A 21181-nucleotide genomic window follows, 5' to 3' on the forward strand; every position below is an offset into this window, starting at 1 on the left:
ACCACTCACGAGCGGTACTAGAGCGAGATGACGGTGACCGGGAGGGCCGGGTTCGCGCTGAAGTCCAGGGCCGCCGTGGGGCGCTTGGCCGCCACCACGTGGGCGCCCAGCGCGGCGATCATCGCGCCGTTGTCCGTGCACAGCCGCGGCCGCGGGACGCGCAGCTCGATGCCCGCCGCCGCGCAGCGTTCCGCCGCCAGCGACGACAGCCGCGAGTTCGCCGCCACACCGCCGGAGATGACGATCGTGCCGATCCCCTGCTCCTTCGCCGCGCGGATCGCCTTCGCCGTCAGCACGTCCGCGACGGCCTCCTGGAACGACGCCGCGACGTCGTCCACCGGGATCTCCTCGCCGCGCCGCTGAGCGCCTTCGACCCAGCGCGCGACCGACGTCTTCAAGCCGGAGAAGGAGAAGTCGAACTTCGCGTCACGCGGGCCGGTCATGCCGCGCGGGAACGCGATCGAGGCCGGGTTGCCGTTCTTCGCGGCCTTGTCGATCGGCGGGCCGCCCGGGTACGGCAGGCCGAGCACGCGCGCGACCTTGTCGTACGCCTCCCCCGCCGCGTCATCCACAGTGGACCCCAGCTCGGTGATCGACGACGCGATGTCGTCGACGCGCAGCAGCTGCGTGTGCCCGCCGGAAACCAGCAGCGCCAGGCACGGCGCCGGCAACGGCCCGTGCTGCAGCGTGTCCACCGCGATGTGCCCGGCCAGGTGGTTGACGCCGTAGAGCGGCACGTCCAGCGCCGTCGCGTACGCCTTCGCCGCGGAGACGCCGACGAGCAGCGCACCCGCGAGGCCCGGCCCCGCCGTCACCGCGATGGCGTCCACATCGGACAGTGACAGCCCGGCCGTGGCGAAAGCCCGTTCAGTCGTCGGGACCATCGCTTCGAGGTGCGCCCGGCTGGCGACCTCGGGCACGACACCGCCGAAGCGCGCGTGCTGCTCGACGCTCGAGGCGACCTCGTCGGCCAGCAGCTCGAGCGTGCCGTCGTCGTGCAGGCGGACCAGGCCGACGCCGGTCTCGTCGCACGAGCTCTCGATGCCCATGATGATGCGCGACATCAGCCCGCCACCTCGTCTCGCGTCCGCGCGGGGCGGACCATCGTGTACGCGTCGGCACCGGAAGGCTGGTAGTAGCGCTTCCGGATGCCGAGCCGTTCGAAGCCGTGGCGCTCGTACAGCCCGAGCGCGGTCGTGTTGTCCGTGCGGACCTCGAGGAACACCGGCGCCTCGAACTCGTCGGCGCGTTCGAGCAGGGCCAGCAGCAGCGCCTTGCCGATGCCCTGGCCCTGGTACTCGGGCGCGACGCCGAGGGTGTGCACGGTCGCCTCGTACTCGCCGCGACGCCGGCCGAGAACGGCCAGCCCGGCGTAGCCGAGGAGCTCGTCGCCCTCGTCCGGGCGCGCGGCCAGGTAGAAGTGGCCGATGTCCAGCTCGGAGTGGAACGCGTGGGCGTTCCACGGGTCGTCCCCGGGGAAGAGGATCTTCTCGATCTCGACGCAGCGGGCGATGTCCTTGCGGCGCAGGGGATCGAGTCTCACGGCGCGGTCACCCGTTTCGGCGCCGACGGCTCAGCGGCGTCGGGGCGCCGCAGGTACAACGGCGTCAGCGGCGCGGGCGTCTCCTGCGCGAGCAGGGCGCTCCGAGCGGCCTTGACCAGCCCGGCGGGCGACGGGAAGCGCGGCTCGATCGGCCGGACGTCGAGCACCGCGCCGTAGAGGACCGCGCCGTCGCCGGCCGCGGCCTTGACGTCGGTTTCGAGGTCGGCCGGGCGCTGGACGTCGGGACCGTGCGTGCGCGCGCCGGACGCGTCGTAGGCCGCCCAGTAGACCTCGCGGCGGCGGGCGTCGGTGAGCACGAGGAACGGCTTCTCACCCGGGGCGACGTCGGCGGCGATCGCGTCGAGGCTGCCGACCGGGTACACCGGGATGCCGAGCGCGTGGCCGAAGGCGGCCGCGGTGGCCATGCCGGCGCGCAGGCCGGTGAACGGCCCGGGACCGACGCCGACGACGATGGCGTCGAGGTCCTTGAGGGTGATGCCGGCGGCTTCGGCCGCGGCCAGCGCGTGCGGCGTGATCAGCTCGCCGTGGGCGCGCGGGTCCACGGTGACGCGGTCGCCGCGCGTCTCGACCCGGTCGCCGTCCAGTGCGACGACGCCCGCGGTGACCGCCGGGGTCGAGGTATCGATCGCCAGTACCAACACGGTGTCCCAGCCTACGACCAGGCCGGGATGTCGCGTTCGCGGGCCCGGATCACCGGTGAAACCGGTCGCTGCGGGGGTCTTATCCGCACGGTAACGTGCGAATCGGGGTTCGCAGGAGCGAGTCCCCCGAGCTGGAGGTCCCCGCGGTGCCCGACCCGTTGTTCCCCGCCCTCACGTCAGCCTCGGGCAACGAAGCCCTCCGATTCGGCGAACAGGCCCTGACCTACGCCGAGCTCGCCGCCGTCGCCGGCGGTCTCGCCGCCGAGCTGCCCCGCGGCCGCGTCGCCGTGTGGGCGACGCCGACCCTGCACACCAGCGTCGCCGTCGTCGCCGCCCTGCTCGCCGGGGTGCCCGCGGTGCCGCTGAACCCGAAGATCGGCGAGCGCGAGCTCGCGCACATCCTCGCCGACAGCGAGCCGCAGCTGGTGCTGGCCGAACCCGGCGTCGCGCTGCCTGTCGGGCTCGCCGGCCTGCCGCGGCGGGACATCCCGCTGACCGGGCCGGCCACGCCGCTCAAGGAAGAGCCGGACGCCGAGACGCCCGCGTTGATCGTCTACACGTCGGGGACCACCGGGCCGCCGAAGGGCGTCGTCCTCCCCCGCCGTTCGATCGCGACCACGCTGGACGCCCTCGAAGACGCCTGGGCGTGGACCGCCGACGACGTCCTGGTGCACGGACTCCCGCTGTTCCACGTGCACGGCCTGATCCTCGGCATCCTCGGCCCGCTGCGCCGCGGCGGCTCGGTCCGCCACCTCGGCCGGTTCTCGACCGACGGCGTCGCCCGCGAGCTGAAGGCCGGCGCGACCATGGTGTTCGGCGTCCCGACGATGTACCACCGCATCGCCGGTGAGGTCGGGACTGACGAAGCGTTGACCGATGCCCTGCGCGGCGCGCGGCTGCTCGTGTCGGGGTCGGCGGCGCTGCCGGTGCACGACCACCAGCGGATCACCGAAGCGACCGGCCAGCAGGTCGTCGAGCGCTACGGCATGACCGAGACGCTGATGAACACGAGCGTCCGCGCGGACGGCGAACGCAAGCCCGGCACCGTCGGCGTCCCGCTCGGCGGCGTGGAACTCAGGCTGATCGGCGACGCCGGCGAGGTGCTCGACGACGTCGAGACCGTCGGCGAAATCCAGGTGCGCGGCCCCAACCTCTTCACCGAGTACCTCAACCGCCCGGACGCCACCGCGGCCGCGCTGGCCGACGGCTGGTTCCGCACCGGCGACATGGCCACGCGCGACGCCGACGGGTACGTCAAGATCGTCGGGCGCAAGGCGACCGACCTGATCAAGAGCGGCGGCTACAAGATCGGCGCGGGCGAGATCGAGAACGCGCTGCTGGAGCACCCCGGCGTCGCCGAAGCGGCCGTCACCGGCGAGCCGGACGACGACCTCGGCGAGCGGATCGTCGCCTGGGTTGTCCCGGAGGGCGAGCGGCCGTCGGCCGAGGAGCTGGCCGACCACGTCGCCCGGCTGCTCGCGCCGCACAAGCGCCCGCGGGTCGTCCGGTACCTGGATGCCTTGCCGCGCAACGACATGGGCAAGGTCCTGAAGCGAGCGCTCGGTGACTAGGCGGCCGGCGCGCGAGGTCGTCGACACGATTTCGACCGGCTTCGAGGAGTTCACGACGCCGCTGCGCGAGGAGCCCGCCGACGGGCCGATCGACTGGCCGGGCTACCGCGAAGCACGCTCCGCCGCCGAAGAGCGCACCGGCGAGAAGGAGTCGGTCGTCTGCGGGACGGCGAAGATCGGGGACGCCGAAGCCGTCGTGATCGCGTTCGAGTTCGGGTTCCTCGGCGGCTCGCTGGGCCAGCGCACCGGCGACCGGATCGAGGCGGCGTTCGCGCACGCCCGCGACGTCCGGCTGCCGGTGGTCTCGCTGATCGCGACCGGCGGCAGCCGCATGCAGCAGGGGATGCGCGCGCTCATGCAGCTGCAGCGCGTGGCGCGGGCGGCGGCGCGGACGCGCGCGGCGGGCGTCCCGCAGATCGCGGTGCTGCGCGACCCGACGACCGGCGGCGGCTGGGCGACGCTCGGCGCGGGCGCCGACGTCATCCTCGCGCTGCCCGAGGCCCAGGTCGGCTTCGCGGGTTCACGCGTGCGTCCGGCCGGCTCCCCCGAGGCCTACACGGCAGAGGCAAAGCTCGCCTGGGGCCAGGTGGACGCCATCGTCGCGGCCGAGGACCTCGGACCGGCATTGGAACGTTGGCTGCGCTTGCTGACGTCCCCGTCGAACGCCGCGGCGCCACCGCCACGCGCGCTGCGCGAGGCGGCGCTGCCGGACACGGGCTGGGACGCGGTCCAGGCCGCGCGGTCCCCACGCCGAGCGCGAGCCGTCGAGTACCTGGACGCCTACTTCGACTGGCGCGAGGACATCAGCGGCGACCGCTGCGGCGGCGTCGACGACGGCGTCCGCTGCGGCTTCGGCTGGCGCAACGGCCGGACGATCGCGTACGCGGCCCAGTGCGGCACGCCGACGCTGCCGTCGGGCTTCCGCACGGCGGCGCGTCTGGTCCGGTTGGCGTCACGGCTGGCGATCCCGGTGCTGACGCTGGTCGACACCCCGGGTGCGGCCAACGACGCGGCGGCGGAACAGGCGGGCGCGGGCGGCGCGATCGCGGACCTGTTCGAGGCGGTCGCGACGGCGTCGGCCCCGGTGACAACGCTGGTGATCGGCGAGGGCGGTTCGGGCGGCGCACTGGCGTTCGCGGCCCCGGGCTCGACGTGGGTGACCCCGGACGCGTACTTCTCGGTGACCTCCCCCGAAGCGGCGGCGGCGATCCTGAAACGTCCCGCGTCGGAGGTCCCGGAGCTGGCCAACCAGCTCCGCCTACGACCACAGGACCTGGTGCAGCTGGGCGTGGCCCGCGCGGTCGTCTCGGTGCAAGAGTCGTGAGTGTTTAGGGCGGTTAGAACCGCCCTAAACACTCACGACAGCCCGTGCCGACCAGGTGCCGTGGGGTTCCAGCGTCACCTCGCGGACGTCGTCGTCGCGGCGGTCCAGCCGGACCACCAGGTAGTCCGACGACAGCCGCTCCGCCGAGCCCTCGCCCCACTCGACGACGATGGCCGAACGCTCCAGGTCCGTGTCCAGGTCCAGGTCGTCCAGCTGGGACAGGTCCCCGCCCAGGCGGTACGCGTCGACGTGCACCAGCGGCACGCCGGCGGCACCCGCCGGGTGGACGCGGGCCAGCACGAACGTCGGGCTGCTCACCCGGCCGCCGACGCCAAGGCCGTCCGCGATGCCGCGGGTCAGCGTGGTCTTGCCCGCGCCGAGGGGCCCGGCGAGCAGCACCAGGTCACCCGCGCGCAGGGAGCGGCCGAGCGAGCGCCCGAACTCCATCGTGTCTTCGGGTGTCGGGAACAGATACGTCAACGCTGCCACCACCAGTTCCGCCGGGCCGAGTCCTCGCCGTCCACACCGGAGCAGCGTTGCAACAAGTCGATCAGATGGCTGGTCACCAGGTCCGGCTGCTCCAGCAGCACCATGTGCCCGGCGCCGCGGACGCGCACCAGCTCCGCGTCGGGCAGCTCGGACGCGATCCGCTCGGCGTGCGCGAACGGCGTGAACCGGTCCGAATCACCGCCGAGCACCAGCACTTCCGCGGTCTTCAGCCCGGCCAGCGCCGCGTAGCGGTTGTGGCTGCCGAGCGTGTCGACGAAGTTCACGAGCCCGCGCACCGGCGTCACTTCCAGCATCTCGAGCATGAAGTCGACGAGCCGGGGTGCGACGTCGCGGCTGCCGAACGCCAGCCGGCGCACGGCCTGGCGCGTCAGCTGGCCGCCGGCCGCGCGGACGAACTCGACCAGGCCCGGCTGCCAGCCGGCGAGACCGCCGGCGGCGCGCGTCAGCGGGTTGTACTTCGAGAGCAGCGAACGCGGCAGCCCGCGCGCCCCGACCTCGCCCGCCGCCGTCGCGATGAAGGCGACGCCGGCCACGCGGTCCGCGAACAGCTGGGGGAACTCCGCGGCCAGCTCCATGATCACCATGCCGCCCATCGAGTGCCCCACCAGCACGATGGGCCCCGACGGCACCAGCGACCGCAGCACGACGTCGAGGTCGCGGGCCAGCTGCTCGATCGTCGAGTTCTCCGCCGACGCCGCGCCGGACAGGCCGTGGCCGCGGTGGTCGTAGTAGACCTGACGCACGCGCGGCAGCCGCAGCTTCGCGAGGTCGCGGCGCTGGAAGTGGAAGCACCGCCGCGAAAGCGCGAAGCCGTGCACGCCCACGACGGTCAGTTCGGGCTCGCCGCCGTCTTCCGGGTCGATCTCCTCGACCGAAAGCGGGGTGCCGTCGTCGGCCGCGACCGTGGACGTGCGGTCCGGCTTCAGCTCCCCCAGGGGCTCGTCCACGTACGGGTCCTCACTGTGCCGCCGCTGCTGCGCGGCGACCGCGATGGCGGCCGCGGCGGTCCCGGTGGCCACGGCTCCGACGCCGCCGGCGATGGCCAGCAGTCGACGTGAAGGTGTCACGAGGCCGCCCCCAGATACCGGCGCGCCACCCGCGGGCGGTACATCGACGTCACGATCTCGTAGTCGATGGTGCCGAGCTTGTCGGCCCATTCCCGCGCCGTCGGCTCACCGCACGTCCCCGGACCGAACAGGACGACCTCGGCGCCGACGTCCGGCTCGAAGTCACCGCAGCCGACGATCAGCTGGTCCATGCAGACGCGCCCGACGACCGGCCGCCGTTGCCCGCCCAACCAGACGTCCATCCGCCCGGACAGCGACCGCGGCACGCCGTCGGCGTACCCGGCCGGCACCAGGGCCAGGTTCGTGTCGTGCGACGCGGTCCAGGTGTGCCCGTAGGACACCGACTCCCCGGCCTCGATGCGCTTGACCAGCGCGACGGCGGACCGGAACGTCATGGCCGGGCGCAGGTCCTCGGCCTGCGGCACCGGGTTGAGCCCGTACATCGCGATGCCCGGCCGCACGACGTCGAAGTGCAGGTCCGGCCGGGTCAGCAGGGCCGCGGAGTTCGCGAGGTGGCGCAGCGGGTCGAGCCCGGCGGCGCGGGCGACGTCGTAGGCGTCGTCGAAGCGCTTCGCCTGGGCGTCGATCGACGGGTGGCCCGGCTCGTCCGCGCACGCGAGGTGCGACCAGATCGCGACGACGTCGACGCGCGGTTCGGCGGCCGCGGCCGCGACCAGCTCGGCCCAGCCCGCGGGCGGGCAGCCGTTGCGCGAGAGGCCGGTGTCGATTTTGAGGTGCACGCGAGCCCGGGTACCCGCGGGGACGGCGGCGGCGATGCGACGTAGCTCACCGACCGAGCTGGCGGCGAGGTCGACGTCCGCCTCGACGCCCGCGGCGAAGTCGACCTCGGGCACGTCCAGCCAGCTGAACAGCCGGGTGGTGATCCCGGCGCGGCGCAGGTCGAGGGCCTCGCCGAGCGAGCAGGTGCCGAGCCAGCTCGCGCCGGCCTCGACCGCGGCGCGCGCCACCGGCAGCGCGCCGTGGCCGTAGGCGTCGGCCTTCACCACGGCCATCACTTCGGCGCCGGGCGCGCGGGCGCCCAGCAGCGTGAGGTTGTGGCGGATCGCGTCGAGGTCGATGTCGACCTGGGCGCGGGGAGAACTGGAGGGCGTCATGACGCCCGCCAGTTTCCCATGACCCGAGGTCAGGACAGGCGCGCCCCGGACGTGGCGGAGAACACGTGCAGCTCGTCGGGACGGATCCGCAGGTGCAGGGTGTCACCCATGGCCGGCGGCTTGCGCGGGTCGACCCGGGCCACGACGTTGGACTTGGTGCCCTCGGCGTCGGTCTCGGCGAGCTTGCCGTAGACGTAGGCGTCCGAACCGAGCTCCTCGACCAGTTCCACCTTGATCGGCACGGTGCCGTCTTCGGTGGCCGACACCTCGAGCGACTCCGGCCGGAAGCCCAGCGTCACGGTGTCGCCTTCGGCGGCGGCGATGATCTCGCGGGTCAGCGGCACGCGCGCGCCACCCACCTCGGCGCCGTCGGTGGTGAGCTTCGCGGTGACGAGGTTCATCGCGGGCGAGCCGATGAAGCCGGCGACGAACGCGTTCGCGGGCTTGTCGTAGAGCGCGCGCGGGGTGTCGCACTGCTGCAGCAGGCCGTCCGACAGCACGGCGACGCGGTCACCCATCGTCATGGCCTCGACCTGGTCGTGCGTGACGTACACGGTCGTGACGCCGAGGCGGCGCTGGAGCGCGGCGATCTGCGTACGGGTCGACACACGCAGCTTCGCGTCGAGGTTCGACAGCGGCTCGTCCATCAGGAAGACCTGCGGCTCGCGCACGATCGCGCGGCCCATGGCGACGCGCTGGCGCTGACCACCGGAGAGCGCCTTCGGCTTGCGGTCGAGGTAGTCCTCGATGTCGAGCAGCTTGGCCGCGTCGAGCACCTTCTGCTTGATCTCGGACGCGGGACGCCCGGCGATCTTCAGCGCGAAGCCCATGTTCTGCCCGACGGTCATGTGCGGGTAGAGCGCGTAGTTCTGGAACACCATCGCGATGTCACGCGAGCGCGGCGGCAGCTGCGTGACGTCGCGGTCGCCGATCCAGACGGCGCCGTCGTCGATGTCCTCGAGGCCGGCGAGCATGCGCAGGCTGGTCGACTTGCCGCAGCCGGACGGGCCGACCAGCACCAGGAACTCGCCGTCGGCGATCTCCAGGTCCAGTGCGTCGACGGCCGGGCGGTCGCTGCCGGTGTAACGCCGGGTCGCCTTGTCGTAGGTGATGGAAGCCATCGGGGTCAGTCCTCTCCGAAAGTCCGCCGGACCCCGTGCGCGGCTTCGCGCGCTTCGAGGTGGCGCTGCTGGATCCGGTGGCCCTCGGCGCGCTGCGCCTCGGTCGGCTCGTCCAGCTCGAGCCGCGTCTTGTTCTTTCCTTGCCAGGACGGGGGTTCCGCACCGGAAGTCAGGGCCCAGGCCGCCTGCCGCGCCGCGCCGATGGCGACGTACTCGGCGACCTCGGGCAGCTGCACGGGCACGCCGAACACGAGCGGCGCGACCGCGCGGACGGCGGCCGACTGCGCGCCACCGCCGATCAGCAGCACGCGGTGGACGTCGAGGCCGTGCGCGCGGACCGCGTCGAGACCGGCGGCCAGGCCGCACAGCATGCCCTCGACGGCGCTGCGCGCGAGGTTCTCCGGCGTCATGTTGGCCCGGGTCAGGCCGGCCAGCGAGCCGGTGGCGTCGGGCAGGTTCGGGGTGCGTTCGCCGTCCAGGTAGGGCAGGAACGTCAGGCCGCCGGCCCCGGGCTCGGCGCGCAGGGCGAGCCGGTCGAACTCGCTCAGCGTCGCGCCGAGCATCGTCGCGGTCGACGTCAGGACGCGGGCGGCGTTGAGCGTGCAGGCCAGCGGGAGGAAGCGGCCGGTGGCGTCGGCGAACCCGGCGACCTCGCCGCTGGCGTCGGCCGCGCCGGTCTCGGCGACGCCGAACACGGTGCCGCTGGTGCCCAGCGACACGACGACGTCACCCGGCTGCAGTTCGAGCGCGAGCGCGGCGGCCATGTTGTCGCCGGTGCCGGCGGAGACGAGCACGCCGTCTTTCGTGTGACCGGCCGTGTCGGCCGGGCCGAGCACGGTGGGCAGCTCCGGCGTCCGGCCGCCGAAGGCGTGCGCGAGGACGTCGAGGCGGTAGGCGTTGTCGGACGGCGAGAAGTAGCCGGTGCCGGACGCGTCACCGCGGTCGGTGACCGGGTCGCCGCCGGTGAGCTTCCAGGTCAGCCAGTCGTGCGGCAGCAGCACGCGGGCGACGCGGTCGGCCAGCTTCGGCTCGTGGTCGGCCAGCCAGCGCAGCTTCGTGACGGTGAAGCTGGCGACCGGCACCGACCCGACGGACTTCGCCCAGACGGACGGCCCGCCGAGCTCGTCGATCAGGTCGAGCGCGGCCTGCGCCGAGCGGTTGTCGTTCCAGAGCAGCGCGGGCCGGACGACGTCGCCGTCTTCGTCGAGCGTCACCATGCCGTGCTGCTGGCCGCCGATGCCGATGGCCTTGACGTCGTCGAGCAGCCCGGAGGTCGCTTCCTGGAAGGCGCCCCACCAGGCGGCGGGGTCGACCTCGGTGCCGTCCGGGTGCGGCGCGCGGCCGGTGCGCACGATCTCCCCGGTTCCGGCGTCGCACACGACGACCTTGGTCGACTGCGTGGACGAATCGATGCCGGCCACCAGTTCAGCTGTCATACGGCTGCCCCTCCTCGACGTGTTCGACGATCTCGATCGCCGTGCCCGCGTTGAGCGCGGCCTCGATCTCCTCGGTCGGCGTGGTCTCGCCGGTGATCAGCAGGTCGTAGTCCCCGACGTCGCCGTGCGCGTAGGTCGCGGTGCGGCCGAACTTCGAGTGGTCGACGACGAGGACGCTGTGGTTCGCGATCTTCAGCGCGGTCTTCTTCAGCTCCGCGTAGTCGCGATCGGGGTGGTAGAGCCGCCCGATGGCGACGGCGGTGACCGATACGAAGGAGACGTCCGCGCGGATCGAGTCGAGCAGGTTCAGCACCTCGGGCCCGGCGCAGGAGTCGTACTCGTGGCTGTACCGCCCGCCGGCGAGCACGACGTCGACCTTCGGCCCGAGCAGCCGGGCGGCGTGCAGCGAGTTGGTGACGACGGTGAGCGCGTCGATCTCGGCGAGCCGCTTGACCAGCGGAAGGAGGGTGGTGGAGTCGTCGACGAAGACGGTCTGCCCGGGCTGGACGTGGTTCGCGGCGGCCTCGCCGAGCGCGTCCTTCTCGCCGTGGTGGAGGGTGTCGCGGAAGCGGGCGGCGGTCTCGATGGTGAGCGCCGGATAGGCCTCGACCTTGCCGCGCAGCTTGCGCAGGAGACGACGTTCGTCGAGGTCGTCGAGGTCGCGGTGCATGGTCATCAGGCTGACCTTGAAGCGTGCGGTGAGGTCGTCGATCCGGGCTTCACCCTGCTCGATGACGTGATCGAGGATGTCCTGCCGCCGCTGTTCGACGACAGCATCGGACGGCCGGGTCTTCCGGTCTCCAGACGCTGTGCCGCCGCTCACATGCACTTCTTACCAGATTTAACGCCCGGAGTTAACAGAGAACTCGATAACTCTTCGCACGCCGGTCGCTCGGGCGCAGGTTCGCGGGCTTGGTGGGGGCACAAACGGGCCGTTCGCGACGCTCGCCGGGCACGAACGGGCCACTCGCGGCCCTCGCACGCCGTCCCCGCCAAAGCGGCACTTTCACGTGAAAGTGCCGCTCGGCCAGCTCAGGACGTCAAAGACCGGACCGCGCGGATCGCTTCCGGGATCGCGTGGACCAGCGCCGACGACGACGTCGGGGCGTTCTGGGCCGCGATCGCGCCCGCCAGGGAGTGCACGTGAGCCGCCGCGGCCGCCGCCAACCACGGGTCCACGCCCGCCGCCAGCAGGGCGCCGATCAGGCCTGAGAGCACGTCGCCCGAACCCGGCGTCGCCAGCCAAGCTCCGTGTGGCTTGTTGACCGCCACCCGGCCGTCCGGGGCCGCGATCACCGTCACGTACCCCTTCAACAACACCACCGCGTTGTACCGCCGGGCCGCGTCGCGCGCCGCCGTCACCCGGTCCGCGCCTGGGGCACGCCCCATCAGCCGCGCGTACTCGCCCGCGTGCGGGGTCAGGACCAGCGGTGTGTCCGGGTCGCGCGCGTCCAGGACCTCCGGGGACTTCGCGATGATCGTCGTGGCGTCCGCGTCCGCGCACACCGGCAGACCCCGGCCCAGGACGTACCGGACGACGTCGCGGCCCTCCGAGCCCGTGCCGATGCCCGGGCCGACCGCCCACGCCTGCACCCGGCCGGCGTCGGCGACCGTGCCCGTCGCGATGACCTCCGGCCACTGCGACCGGACGACGTCCGCCGCGTGGCCCGCGTACCGGACCATCCCCGCCGTCGCGCGGACCGCCGAGCCCGCCGTCAGCACCGCCGCGCCCGGGTAGGTCGCCGAGCCCGCCGCGACGCCGACGACGCCCTGGCTGTACTTGTCGTCCTCGGGGCCCGGCACCGGCCACGCCGCCGCGATGTCCACGATGTCCAACTGGTTCAGCGAGGGTTCCCCCAGCTCGAGCCCGATGTCCACCAGCACGACCTCGCCGCACCACGTCGGCGCCAGCACGTGCACCGGCTTGCGGGCGCCGAAGGTGACCGTCAGCGTGGCCCGCACCGCCGGGCCGTCGACGGCGCCGGTGTCCGGGTCGACGCCACTGGGTAGGTCGACCGCCACGATCGGCGCTTCGACGAGGGAGACCAGCCGCGCGGCTTCGGGGCGCAGTGAGCCCGAAGCGGAGATCCCGACGATCCCGTCGACCACGACGTCGGCCCGGGCGATCCACTGTGGACCGTCCTCGGCGGACACGACCCGGCCGCCCGCGCGGCGCAACGCCGCGAGCCCGGCCTCGTGCGCTCGCGAACCCAGCAGCACAGCCGTGACGGCGACTCCGCGACGGCGCAGGAAAGCCCCGGCCCACAAGGCGTCGCCGCCGTTGTCACCGGAGCCGACCAGCAGCACGACCCGGCGCCCGGACACCGTGCCGGTGTGCTCGGCGAGGAACTCCGCCAGCCGCACAGCGAGCCCGAACGACGCGCGCCGCATCAGCTCGCCCTCGGGCGTGACGGCGAACAACCGCCCCTCCGCCTCGCGAATCCGTTCCGTGGTCCAGATTCCCTGCACGGCGAAGGCCTCCCGTTATTCGACGGTGACAGACTTCGCCAGGTTACGCGGCTTGTCGACGTCGTACCCGCGGGTGCGGGCGATCTCCGCGGCCAGCACCTGCAGCGGCACCGTGGACACCAGCGGCTGCAGCAGCGTCGGCACCGCGGGGATCTCGATCAGCTCGTCCGCGAACGGCCGGACCGTCTCGTCACCCTCTTCGGCGATCACGATCGTGCGCGCGCCGCGGGCCTGGATCTCGCTGATGTTCGACACCAGCTTCGAGTGCAGCACCGCACGGCCCTTGGGCGAGGGCATCACGACGACGACCGGCAGGCCGTCCTCGATCAGCGCGATCGGGCCGTGCTTGAGCTCGCCGGCGGCGAAGCCCTCGGCGTGCATGTACGCGAGCTCCTTGAGCTTCAGCGCGCCTTCGAGGGCGACCGGGAACCCGACGTGGCGGCCGAGGAACAGCACGGCCTTCGAGTCGGCGATCCGGCGGCCGAGGTCCCGCACCTGGTCCACAGTGGACAGGACCTTCCGGACGGCCGCGGGCATGGCCTCCAGCTCGGCGAACTCGCGGGCGACCTCGTCCGGGTACTTCGTGCCGCGGGCCTGCGCCAGCGCCAGGCCGACCAGGTAGTTGGCCGCGATCTGGGCGAGGAACGCCTTCGTCGAGGCGACGCCGATCTCGGGGCCGGCGTGCGTGTAGAGCACCGCGTCGGACTCGCGCGGGATCTGCGCGCCGTTGGTGTTGCAGACGGCCAGCACGCGCGCCTTCTGCTCGCGCGCGTGGCGGACGGCTTCCAGCGTGTCCGCCGTCTCGCCGGACTGCGACACGGCGACGACGAGCGTCGCGCGGTCGAGCACCGGGTCGCGGTAGCGGAACTCGCTGGCCAGCTCGACCTCGACCGGCAGGCGGCACCAGTGCTCGATGGCGTACTTGGCGACCAGGCCGGAGTGGTAGGCCGACCCGCAGGCGACGACGAAGACCTTGTCGACGTCGCGCAGGTCCTGGTCGGAGATGCGCTGCTCGTCGAGGATGATCCGGCCGTTGTCGAAGTGCCCGCGAAGCGTGTTCGCCAGCGCCTCGGGCTGCTCCTCGATCTCCTTGAGCATGAAGTACTCGTGGCCGCCCTTTTCGGCGGCCGAGAGGTCCCAGTCCACGGTGAACGGCTTCGCCTGGGCGGCGTCGCCGTGGAAGTCGGTGACTTCGTAGCCCTCGCGGGTGATCACGACGAGCTGGTCCTGGCCCAGCTCGACGGCCTCGCGGGTGTGCTCGATGAACGCCGAGACGTCGGAGGCGACGAAGTGCTCGCCCTCGCCGACGCCGACGACCAGCGGCGACGACCGGCGCGCCGCGACGATCGTGCCCGAGTGGTCGGCGTGCGTCACGACCAGCGTGAACGCGCCTTCGAGACGACGGCAGACGGCGGCGACGGAGGCCGCGAAGTCCCCGGCGGTCTCGCCGCCGGTGTACGCCCGCGCGATCAGGTGCGCGGCGGTCTCGCTGTCGGTGTCGCTGGCCATCTCGACGCCGTCGGCTTCCAGCTCGGTGCGCAGGGCGGCGAAGTTCTCGATGATGCCGTTGTGCACGACCGCGACGCGCTCGGAGGCGTCCCGGTGCGGGTGCGAGTTGCGGTCCACCGGGGCACCGTGGGTGGCCCAGCGGGTGTGGCCCATGCCGGCGGTGCCGGCGAAACTGTCCCGGCCGACCTTGTCCAGCTCGGCTTCCAGGTTGGCGAGCCGGCCGGCCTTGCGCTCGACGTTCAGCGCGCCCGCGCCGTCGAGGACCGCGACGCCGGCCGAGTCGTAACCGCGGTACTCCATGCGCCGGAGCCCGCCGAGAACGACGTCCAGGGCCGGGCGGTGCCCGACATATCCCACGATTCCACACACGCGCACCAGCCTAACGAGGGACATTCAGCGGGCTGACCGGGCACGTGAACCGCCCGCGACCTGCACGGACGGCGTCCCATATGGTCCGGACCAATGCGAAAAGGGTGACGTACTCAGTGTGAGCGCCCGGTTCCGCTCCGCGCTTTCGGCGGCCCCGGTGCGGCGAGCGAGCCGGGGCCGGGTGCGGGCAGTAGGGTTCCGGCCATGGCCAGCAAGCCCAAGCAGCTGCTCGCGGAGCTCAAGCACCCGGGTCCGCACGAGGTCCTCCGGGGCAACCTCGCCCTGGTCGGCCTGCCGGGCGTGGTGTACACGCCCCGCGCCGGTCTCGGCCTGCCCGCCGTCGCCTTCGGGCACGGGTGGCTGCAGCCGCCCGACCGGTACCGGCAGCTCCTGCACCACCTCGCCAGCTGGGGCATCGTCGCCGCGGCGCCGGCCACCCAGCGGGGGCCGCTGCCGTCGCACCGGCTGCTCGCCGCCGACCTGCTGACCACCCTCGACGTCGTCACGACGGTCCGCCTCGGCCCGGACGGCATCAGCGTCGACCCGGCCAAGCTCGGCCTCGCCGGGCACTCGGCCGGCGGTGGCTCGGCCGTGCTGGCCGCGGCGCAGGACGCGCAGGCCGAACACCCGCGGATCCGCGCCGTCGCGACGATCGCGGCCGCCCAGACGCTCCCGCCGGCCAGCGAGGCCGCGCGCGCCATCACCGTCCCGGGCCTGCACCTGGCCGCCGAAGAAGACCTGGTCGCGCCGGCCGTCGGGCACGCCGAGGCGATCTCGGACAACTGGGGCGGCGACGACGTCCAGCTGCGCACCCTCGGCAAGGCGTCCCACCTCGGTGTCACCGAGGGCCGGCACTGGTCGCAGCTGATCATGCACGGCAAGCCGCACCGCGGCACGCAGCAGCTCACCCGCGCGCTGTTCACGGCGTTCTTCCTGACCCACCTGACCGGCACCGACAAGTACCGGCCCCTGCTGGAGGCGGACGTCAAGCGCGCGACCATCGAGCGCGAGGACGAGCCCGCTCACTGACCACGCGAGAAAGGCCCGGCGAGATTCTCGCCGGGCCTTTCCGCTGTCGGAACCTCAGACCAGCCAGCTCGTGCTGGAGAAGTCGTCCTCGTCCTCGACCGGACGCGCGTGCCGTCCCCGCGGGCGCTGCGCCTCGGGTGCCGGGGGCGGTGGCTCCGGTGCGGGCACCGGCTCCGTCACCGGCTCGGGCCGCGGCGCGGTCGCGGCCGGGGCCGGAGCGGCGGGGAAGCTGTTCGTCGGCGTCGAGTCCTCGTCCTCGCCGCCGAACTGCATCAGCGACTCGCGGCCCTTGTCGGCCAGGGTCTTCTCCGTCGCCCAGCCGCCCGCGCTCTGCTTGCGCTTGTTGAGCTCGTCCATGTGCTCGGCGTACTTCTGCGCGGCACCCAGCTCGTTCTTCAGGCCTTCACGCGCCTGCGTCTCGGCCTCCGCGACGCGCCGTTCGCGCAGCCCCCGCTGCTCGTCCTGCTCGCGCGCCGCGGCGTCCATCGTGGAGATCGCCGTGCGGTACCGCTCTTCGGCGCTGCTCATCGCCCCTCCTCAGCTCTCACTCGAAAGCCCTCCCGGAAAGCCCGTCACCGGTCGTACCGGATCGAGCGCTCACCCTCGTCGTCCAGCGAGCCGCTGATCCGGCCCTTCGCCCCGCTCGTCTCGAAGACGCCGCCTTCGATGCGGTACTGGCTGGGGCCGCGCTGCTGGTCGCCACCGCCGCCGCCACCGGGCGAGCCACCCATGCCGCCCATCATCCCGCCCATCCCGCTCATGCCACTGGCCGAGCCGCTCGCGGCCGCCTGGTGCATGCCGGGGTCGACCGGCGTCGCGCCGAGCCCGCCGCCGTCGGCCGCCGGGAGCGACGCGTCACTGCCCGTCTGCGCGCCCGGCTCCAGTGACACCGCACCGGCGAAGTCGGCCGTGGTGTGGCCACCGGTGACGGCCGAGCCGAAGTCGCTCGCCCCGGCCGTGGTCGTCGAGTCGCCGCCACCGCCGGCCCCCGCGTCGGCCGTGGCCAGCGCCGGTTCGGCCGTCGCGTCGGTGCCGAGGTCACCGGAGAAGTCCATGCCCCCCGGCGTGCTGAACCCGCCACCGCCGCCGGCCGACGAGCCCTGCGTCAGGCCCGGGTCCGGGTTGTCCGGCGCCGGGTCCTTCGTCAGCGGCGGCTCGGCGTCCGCGTCGTGCTGGATCTCGGCAGCGACGCCACTGCTGCTGTCCGGCCCGCCGGCCGCGCCGTCGGACCCCCCGGTGCCGCCGGGGGTCGCGCCGGACGTGCTCGTGTCGGACGCCGCGCCGGTCCCGTCGGCCTTGAGATCGTCGGCCTTCGGGCCGTCCTTCGAGTCCAGGGTGTAGGTGGTCGGCTCGCCCTTGCCGTCGTCGACGGTGACGACCGTCGGCCCGCCGGGGCCTTCCGGCCGCTCGGCGGTGATCTTCAGGTTGCCGTCCTGGATGTGGATCTTGCCGTCGGCGCCCGGCTTGTAGCTGCCGTCGGCCGAGGGCTGCCCGTCCTTGACGGCGTGGCTGCCCTGCGGCCCGAAGGCGGCGTCTTTCGCGCCGTCGGTGGTCTTGCCGTCGGCGCCCTTGGCCTCGGCCTTGTCGTCGTCACCCCAGTCGAGGGGGTAGTCCTTCTTGTGGCCCTGGCCGTCGTCGACCGTGATGTCCATCTTGCCCTGCTTGTCGGGCTCGGACATCTCGATCGTGTTGTCGCCCTTCTTGACCGACACGGTCTCCGTGTCGTCGGCGTCCTTGATGGCCTCGCCGGTCTTCGGGTCGATCGGGTACGGCTCGCCGGTCGACGGGTCGACCTCGAGGGGCTTGCCGGTGACCGGGTTGGTGCCGGCGTCGTCCGACTTCGGCGCGGCGTCCTCGGGCTTCGGCGGCTCGCTCGCGGACGGCGTCGTGGTACCGCCGCCACCGCTGCCGGTGCCGCCGCCACCCGTGCCGGGCCCGCCCCCGCCGGTGCCGGGGCCGCCGCCACCGGTGTTGGAGTCCTTGCCCCCGCCGCCGGTGCTGGTGTCCTTGCCGCCGTCACCCTTGCCCGTGTCCGGGCCGGCGCCCTTGGCCTCGGTCAGCTGGTTGGTGTAGCCGGACAGGTACTGGTCGAGCGCGCCCCACTGCTGGTCGATCGTGTCCTTGGCGGACTTGCAGGAGCCGTTGAACGCGTTGATCAGGCCCTGGTACTCGGTGGTGAACGCGCCGTCGCGCCAGTAGCGGCAGACCTGGCGGCCGTACTCCTTGTTCTCGTCGTTGAAGCCGCAGTCGTCGTTCTGCAGCCGCTCGGCGAGGTTCGTCTGGTTGCCGTTCTGCGCGTTGACGCTGTCGACCCAGCCGGCGACCTTCATGAAGTCGTCGAACTCGCCGGTCTCGCCGTTCGCGATCTTGAGGACGTCACGGGCCATGGTGATGTCGGCCTGGGCGATCGTCGTGCGGTGCAGCGCGAGGACCTCGTCGACCTTCTTCTTGACGGCGTCGAAGACGTGCCCGACGGTCTCCGGGAGCAGCTTCGCGGCGCCGTCGATCTGCTGGGAGAGCTCCTTGGCGTGCGGCTTGATCGCCTCGTCGTACTTGATCTCCGCCGCGTTGGCGCCCTTGCCCTTCCACTCCCCGAAGAGGGTCTGGAGCTCGGTGTCGCTCTTGGAGAGCGTGTCCTCGACGACCTTGTGCGCCTTGCCCAGGTCGTCGGCGTCGGTGAGGAACTTCTGGTACTGGATGCCGCGGTTCTCGTGGAACTTGTCCTTGAGGTCCTTCTGCGGGTCGAGCTGGCCGGTGCCGCCCTTGATCTTGTTCCAGATGTCGGTGGTCCACAGCACCAGGAAGTCGACCGTGACGTTGCCCTGGTCGAGCTGCTCGTCGGAGCTCTTCGCGCCCGCGTTGAGCGTCGGCTTCGCGATTCCGTCGAGGTTCTTCTTCGCCTGGTTCTTGCGGTCGGTCTGGGCCTGCTGTTCCTTGCCCTTGGCCTGCGACTCCTGCTGGGCTTCCTTCAGCCGGTCGTCGACCTCGCCGTCGGAACCGGTGGGGTAGAGCGGCGTGGTGGCCCAGTTCCGGTCGGAATACCCGTCGATGTATTCCTTGGCGTACTTTTCTTCTTCGTCGTTGAAGTTCCAGGTGTCCTTGTCGTACGCCTCCATGAGGGCGGATTTCTTTTCCATGGAGACGTTCGGGTCGTCGAGGACCTTCTTGATGTCAGCCCATTCGGCCATTACTTGCTCCCCGCCGCGTTGGCCTGCGCACCCGCGTCCGATTCCTGCGTGGTGTACTTCCCGCCCGCGGTACCGATGCCACTGCCGAGGTTCATCAGCGCGTTCGACAGCCCGGTCATGCCCGCGCCGATCTCGTCGATCCCGGCCTTGTACTTGCCGAAACCTTCCTGGTGGACGCGGCCGAAGTCCGCAGCCACGATCGCCGTCGGCGCGACTTTCTTCGCTTCGCCCGCCGGGTCGTCCGCGACGTCGTTGAGGCGGATCTGCGCCCGCGTCATCGCTTCCGAACTCGCCGTATAACCGTCTGGCATGGTGGCTGCCCCCTTCGATCCCACAGTCCCTGGCACCTGTTCGAAGACTGTGACGCGCCCGGACGCCGATCGGTGCCGTCGCAGATGCACACAGAGTCTAGCGTTCGGCCGTCTGGCCAGCCGTGACTTCGGAAAAGTGCACCCGGGAGTCACCCGGTGGCGCGCTGGGCCTCGACGGCTTCGGAAATGACCTCGGCGACGCCCCGGACGTCGACCAGCCGGTCGAGCTCGTCCAGGTCGACGGAGACGCCGAAGCGGACCTCGACCCGCGCGAGCAGCTGGATCCGCTGCCGGGACGTCAGGCCGATGTCGTCGAACGGCGTCGAGTCGGCGAGCCGGTCCGGCGGGAGCTCCAGCGCGAGCGCGACGATCTTCCGGATCTCGTCGGCGTAGGCGGCCGCGTCAGTCATGGCGCCCATTCTCACCCCACCAGCGGTCCCGGGCCGCGGCGCGGGAGACCTTGCCGCTGGAGGTGCGCGGCACCGCGCCGGGCCGGACCAGCCACAGGCCGCGCAGGGGCAGGTCGTGGCCCGCCGACACGGCCCGGCGGACGGCGGTGGCCACGGCGTCGTCGTGGTCCGCGGCGCCGACCACGGCCGCCACGCCCTCACCGCGGCCGTCCCGCACCTCGAACGCCGCGACCCGGCCGGCCCGGACGGCGGGATGCGCGGCCTCGATCGTCGCCTCGATGTCCTGCGGGTGGTGGTTGCGCCCGTCGACGATGATCAGGTCCTTCAGCCGCCCGGTGACGTACAGCAGTCCGTCGTGGACGAAGCCGAGGTCGCCGGTGCGGAGCCAGCCGGGCTCGGCGAAGGCGTCACCGCGGTCCGGCCTGCCCCAGTAGCCGTCGGCGACGTTGGGCCCGGCCACCCAGATCTCCTTGTCGACAACCTGGACGCGCTGGCCGTAGGGCCGGCCCGCCGAGACCAGCCGTTCGCCGTCGAAGTCCGTGATCGTCGGGCCTTCGTCGCCCGCGCTGGCGACGAACACCGTCGCCTCCGCCAGCCCGTAACACGGCTTCTGCGCGGCCCGGGGCAGCCCGAACGGCGCGAAAGCGCGATCGAACGCCTCGACGGTGGCCGCGCGGACCGGCTCGCTGCCGTTGAGCACCGAGTTCACGTGCGACAGGTCGACGTCTTCGAGCTCGCCGGCGGCTTCCGCGGCCAGCTCGAAGGCGAAGTTCGGGGCCGCCGTGATCGCGCCCGGGTGCCCGGCCAGCAGCCGGATCCAGCGCAGCGGGTCGCGCACGAACTCCATCGGCGTGAAGAACACCGAGTGCGCGCCGAGGAACACGGGCGTGCCGATGAGCAGGACCAGGCCCATGTCGTGGAAGAACGGCACCCAGCCGGCGAGGTGGGTCGACGCGTCGGCGTGGTAGCACCGAGTGGTCTGCCAGCAGCTGGCCACCAGCGCGCGGTGGGAGATCACGGCGCCGGCCGGGCGGCTCGTCGAGCCCGACGTGTACTGCAGGTAAGCGGGGTCGGTCATGGCGACCGCGGCGGGCGGCTCGGCGTCGTCCGGCTCGACGTCCTCGATCGCCAGCAGCACCTCCGGCCGGGACGCCAGGCTCGCCAGGAGGTCCGTCGACGTCAGGATGACAGACGGCGTGGCGTCGGCGAGGGCCGACTCGAGCCGGGCGCGGTGGGTGCGGCCGGCCGGGACGGACAGCGGCACCGCGACGCGCCCGGCGTACAGCGTCCCGAGGAAACCGACGACGTACCCGAGGTCCTGGCGGGCGACGATCGCCACCCGGTCACCCGGCCGGGTGACGCGGCGCAGCTCGCGGGCGATCCCGCGGACGCGTGCGAGCACCTGCGGCCACGTCAGGGTGTGATCGACAGGCCCTGGGAACACCCGGCAGGTGAACGCGGGCCGGTCGGCGGCCGCGTTGCGGAGCAGGAGATCCGTGAGGGGCGTGGTCAGGACCTCGTCCGGGACGGCTGCGGGCGGCACCGCC

The 21181-nt window shown here is 72.7% G+C and carries 19 protein-coding genes; 3 read left to right on the forward strand and 16 right to left on the reverse strand.

Annotation, left to right across the window (positions count from 1 at the left end):
* Positions 1–17: 17 nt before the first annotated feature.
* Genes tsaD through tsaB form a run of 3 tightly spaced genes read right to left on the reverse strand, consistent with a single transcriptional unit; the run spans position 18 to position 2205 of the window.
* Positions 18–1064, reverse strand: a complete 1047-nt coding sequence (gene tsaD, locus OG570_RS07360; protein ID WP_326956044.1) for a tRNA (adenosine(37)-N6)-threonylcarbamoyltransferase complex transferase subunit TsaD — start codon at positions 1062–1064, stop codon at positions 18–20.
* Positions 1064–1543: a ribosomal protein S18-alanine N-acetyltransferase gene (gene rimI / locus OG570_RS07365; RefSeq protein ID WP_326946051.1), complete on the reverse strand. Its 480-nt coding sequence runs from the start codon at positions 1541–1543 to the stop codon at positions 1064–1066. Before rimI ends, tsaD begins: the two co-directional genes overlap by 1 nt.
* Positions 1540–2205: a tRNA (adenosine(37)-N6)-threonylcarbamoyltransferase complex dimerization subunit type 1 TsaB gene (gene tsaB / locus OG570_RS07370; RefSeq protein ID WP_326956045.1), complete on the reverse strand. Its 666-nt coding sequence runs from the start codon at positions 2203–2205 to the stop codon at positions 1540–1542. Before tsaB ends, rimI begins: the two co-directional genes overlap by 4 nt.
* 146 nt (positions 2206–2351) lie before the next feature.
* On the opposite strand from tsaB, the gene OG570_RS07375 reads away from it, so the two are divergent.
* Positions 2352–3776, forward strand: coding sequence for an acyl-CoA synthetase (locus OG570_RS07375; protein WP_326956046.1), 1425 nt, complete (start codon positions 2352–2354; stop codon positions 3774–3776).
* Positions 3769–5100, forward strand: a complete 1332-nt coding sequence (locus OG570_RS07380; RefSeq protein ID WP_326956047.1) for a carboxyl transferase domain-containing protein — start codon at positions 3769–3771, stop codon at positions 5098–5100. Before OG570_RS07375 ends, OG570_RS07380 begins: the two co-directional genes overlap by 8 nt.
* A gap of 24 nt (positions 5101–5124) precedes the next feature.
* Here the strand turns inward: OG570_RS07380 and tsaE are convergent, their stop codons facing one another.
* From tsaE to glmS, 8 genes are all read right to left on the reverse strand, one after another.
* Positions 5125–5580: a tRNA (adenosine(37)-N6)-threonylcarbamoyltransferase complex ATPase subunit type 1 TsaE gene (tsaE, locus tag OG570_RS07385; RefSeq protein ID WP_326956048.1), complete on the reverse strand. Its 456-nt coding sequence runs from the start codon at positions 5578–5580 to the stop codon at positions 5125–5127.
* The gene (locus tag OG570_RS07390) at positions 5577–6677 is read right to left on the reverse strand and encodes an alpha/beta fold hydrolase (RefSeq protein WP_326956049.1); all 1101 of its coding nucleotides are present in this window, start codon (positions 6675–6677) and stop codon (positions 5577–5579) included. The genes tsaE and OG570_RS07390 overlap by 4 nt, the downstream gene beginning before the upstream one ends.
* Positions 6674–7792, reverse strand: a complete 1119-nt coding sequence (gene alr / locus OG570_RS07395) for an alanine racemase (protein ID WP_326956050.1) — start codon at positions 7790–7792, stop codon at positions 6674–6676. Before alr ends, OG570_RS07390 begins: the two co-directional genes overlap by 4 nt.
* A 29-nt stretch (positions 7793–7821) precedes the next feature.
* Positions 7822–8913, reverse strand: a complete 1092-nt coding sequence (locus OG570_RS07400; RefSeq protein WP_247060595.1) for an ABC transporter ATP-binding protein — start codon at positions 8911–8913, stop codon at positions 7822–7824.
* A 5-nt stretch (positions 8914–8918) separates the two neighbouring features.
* Entirely contained in the window at positions 8919–10349 is a 1431-nt protein-coding gene (xylB, locus tag OG570_RS07405) for a xylulokinase (protein ID WP_326956051.1), read from the reverse strand.
* A complete protein-coding gene (locus OG570_RS07410; RefSeq protein WP_326946044.1) occupies positions 10339–11172 on the reverse strand; it encodes a DeoR/GlpR family DNA-binding transcription regulator in 834 nt (277 codons plus the stop codon). The genes xylB and OG570_RS07410 overlap by 11 nt, the downstream gene beginning before the upstream one ends.
* A gap of 209 nt (positions 11173–11381) precedes the next feature.
* A complete protein-coding gene (locus OG570_RS07415; protein WP_326956052.1) occupies positions 11382–12818 on the reverse strand; it encodes an NAD(P)H-hydrate dehydratase in 1437 nt (478 codons plus the stop codon).
* Between the two features lie 15 nt (positions 12819–12833).
* Positions 12834–14696, reverse strand: a complete 1863-nt coding sequence (glmS, locus tag OG570_RS07420) for a glutamine--fructose-6-phosphate transaminase (isomerizing) (protein ID WP_326956053.1) — start codon at positions 14694–14696, stop codon at positions 12834–12836.
* A gap of 204 nt (positions 14697–14900) precedes the next feature.
* On the opposite strand from glmS, the gene OG570_RS07425 reads away from it, so the two are divergent.
* Complete coding sequence (locus tag OG570_RS07425; protein ID WP_326956054.1) at positions 14901–15725, forward strand: dienelactone hydrolase family protein; 825 nt, start codon at positions 14901–14903, stop codon at positions 15723–15725.
* Positions 15726–15779: 54 nt separating this feature from the next.
* Here OG570_RS07425 and OG570_RS07430 read toward each other — a convergent pair whose 3' ends face one another.
* The 5 genes from OG570_RS07430 to OG570_RS07450 form a co-directional block, all read right to left on the reverse strand.
* The gene (locus tag OG570_RS07430; protein ID WP_326956055.1) at positions 15780–16253 is read right to left on the reverse strand and encodes a hypothetical protein; all 474 of its coding nucleotides are present in this window, start codon (positions 16251–16253) and stop codon (positions 15780–15782) included.
* A gap of 44 nt (positions 16254–16297) precedes the next feature.
* Entirely contained in the window at positions 16298–18913 is a 2616-nt protein-coding gene (locus tag OG570_RS07435) for a WXG100 family type VII secretion target (RefSeq protein WP_326956056.1), read from the reverse strand.
* A complete protein-coding gene (locus OG570_RS07440; protein WP_247060586.1) occupies positions 18913–19224 on the reverse strand; it encodes a hypothetical protein in 312 nt (103 codons plus the stop codon). The genes OG570_RS07435 and OG570_RS07440 overlap by 1 nt, the downstream gene beginning before the upstream one ends.
* A gap of 149 nt (positions 19225–19373) precedes the next feature.
* Positions 19374–19634: an acyl carrier protein gene (locus OG570_RS07445; protein WP_247060584.1), complete on the reverse strand. Its 261-nt coding sequence runs from the start codon at positions 19632–19634 to the stop codon at positions 19374–19376.
* Positions 19627–21177, reverse strand: coding sequence for a fatty acyl-AMP ligase (locus OG570_RS07450; RefSeq protein ID WP_326956057.1), 1551 nt, complete (start codon positions 21175–21177; stop codon positions 19627–19629). Before OG570_RS07450 ends, OG570_RS07445 begins: the two co-directional genes overlap by 8 nt.
* Positions 21178–21181 lie beyond the last annotated feature (4 nt).

Source organism: Amycolatopsis sp. NBC_01286 (assembly GCF_035982555.1).
Lineage (GTDB): Bacteria > Actinomycetota > Actinomycetes > Mycobacteriales > Pseudonocardiaceae > Amycolatopsis.

Bases quoted from the DNA above. Each gene is read 5' to 3' on its own strand.
- tsaD (WP_326956044.1), bottom strand. From the start codon at position 1,064: ATGTCGCGCATCATCATGGGCATCGAGAGCTCGTGCGACGAGACCGGC.
- alr (WP_326956050.1), bottom strand. From the start codon at position 7,792: ATGACGCCCTCCAGTTCTCCCCGCGCCCAGGTCGACATCGACCTCGAC.
- OG570_RS07400 (WP_247060595.1), bottom strand. From the start codon at position 8,913: ATGGCTTCCATCACCTACGACAAGGCGACCCGGCGTTACACCGGCAGC.
- xylB (WP_326956051.1), bottom strand. From the start codon at position 10,349: ATGACAGCTGAACTGGTGGCCGGCATCGATTCGTCCACGCAGTCGACC.
- OG570_RS07425 (WP_326956054.1), top strand. From the start codon at position 14,901: ATGGCCAGCAAGCCCAAGCAGCTGCTCGCGGAGCTCAAGCACCCGGGT.
- OG570_RS07430 (WP_326956055.1), bottom strand. From the start codon at position 16,253: ATGAGCAGCGCCGAAGAGCGGTACCGCACGGCGATCTCCACGATGGAC.
- OG570_RS07435 (WP_326956056.1), bottom strand. From the start codon at position 18,913: ATGGCCGAATGGGCTGACATCAAGAAGGTCCTCGACGACCCGAACGTC.
- OG570_RS07440 (WP_247060586.1), bottom strand. From the start codon at position 19,224: ATGCCAGACGGTTATACGGCGAGTTCGGAAGCGATGACGCGGGCGCAG.
- OG570_RS07445 (WP_247060584.1), bottom strand. From the start codon at position 19,634: ATGACTGACGCGGCCGCCTACGCCGACGAGATCCGGAAGATCGTCGCG.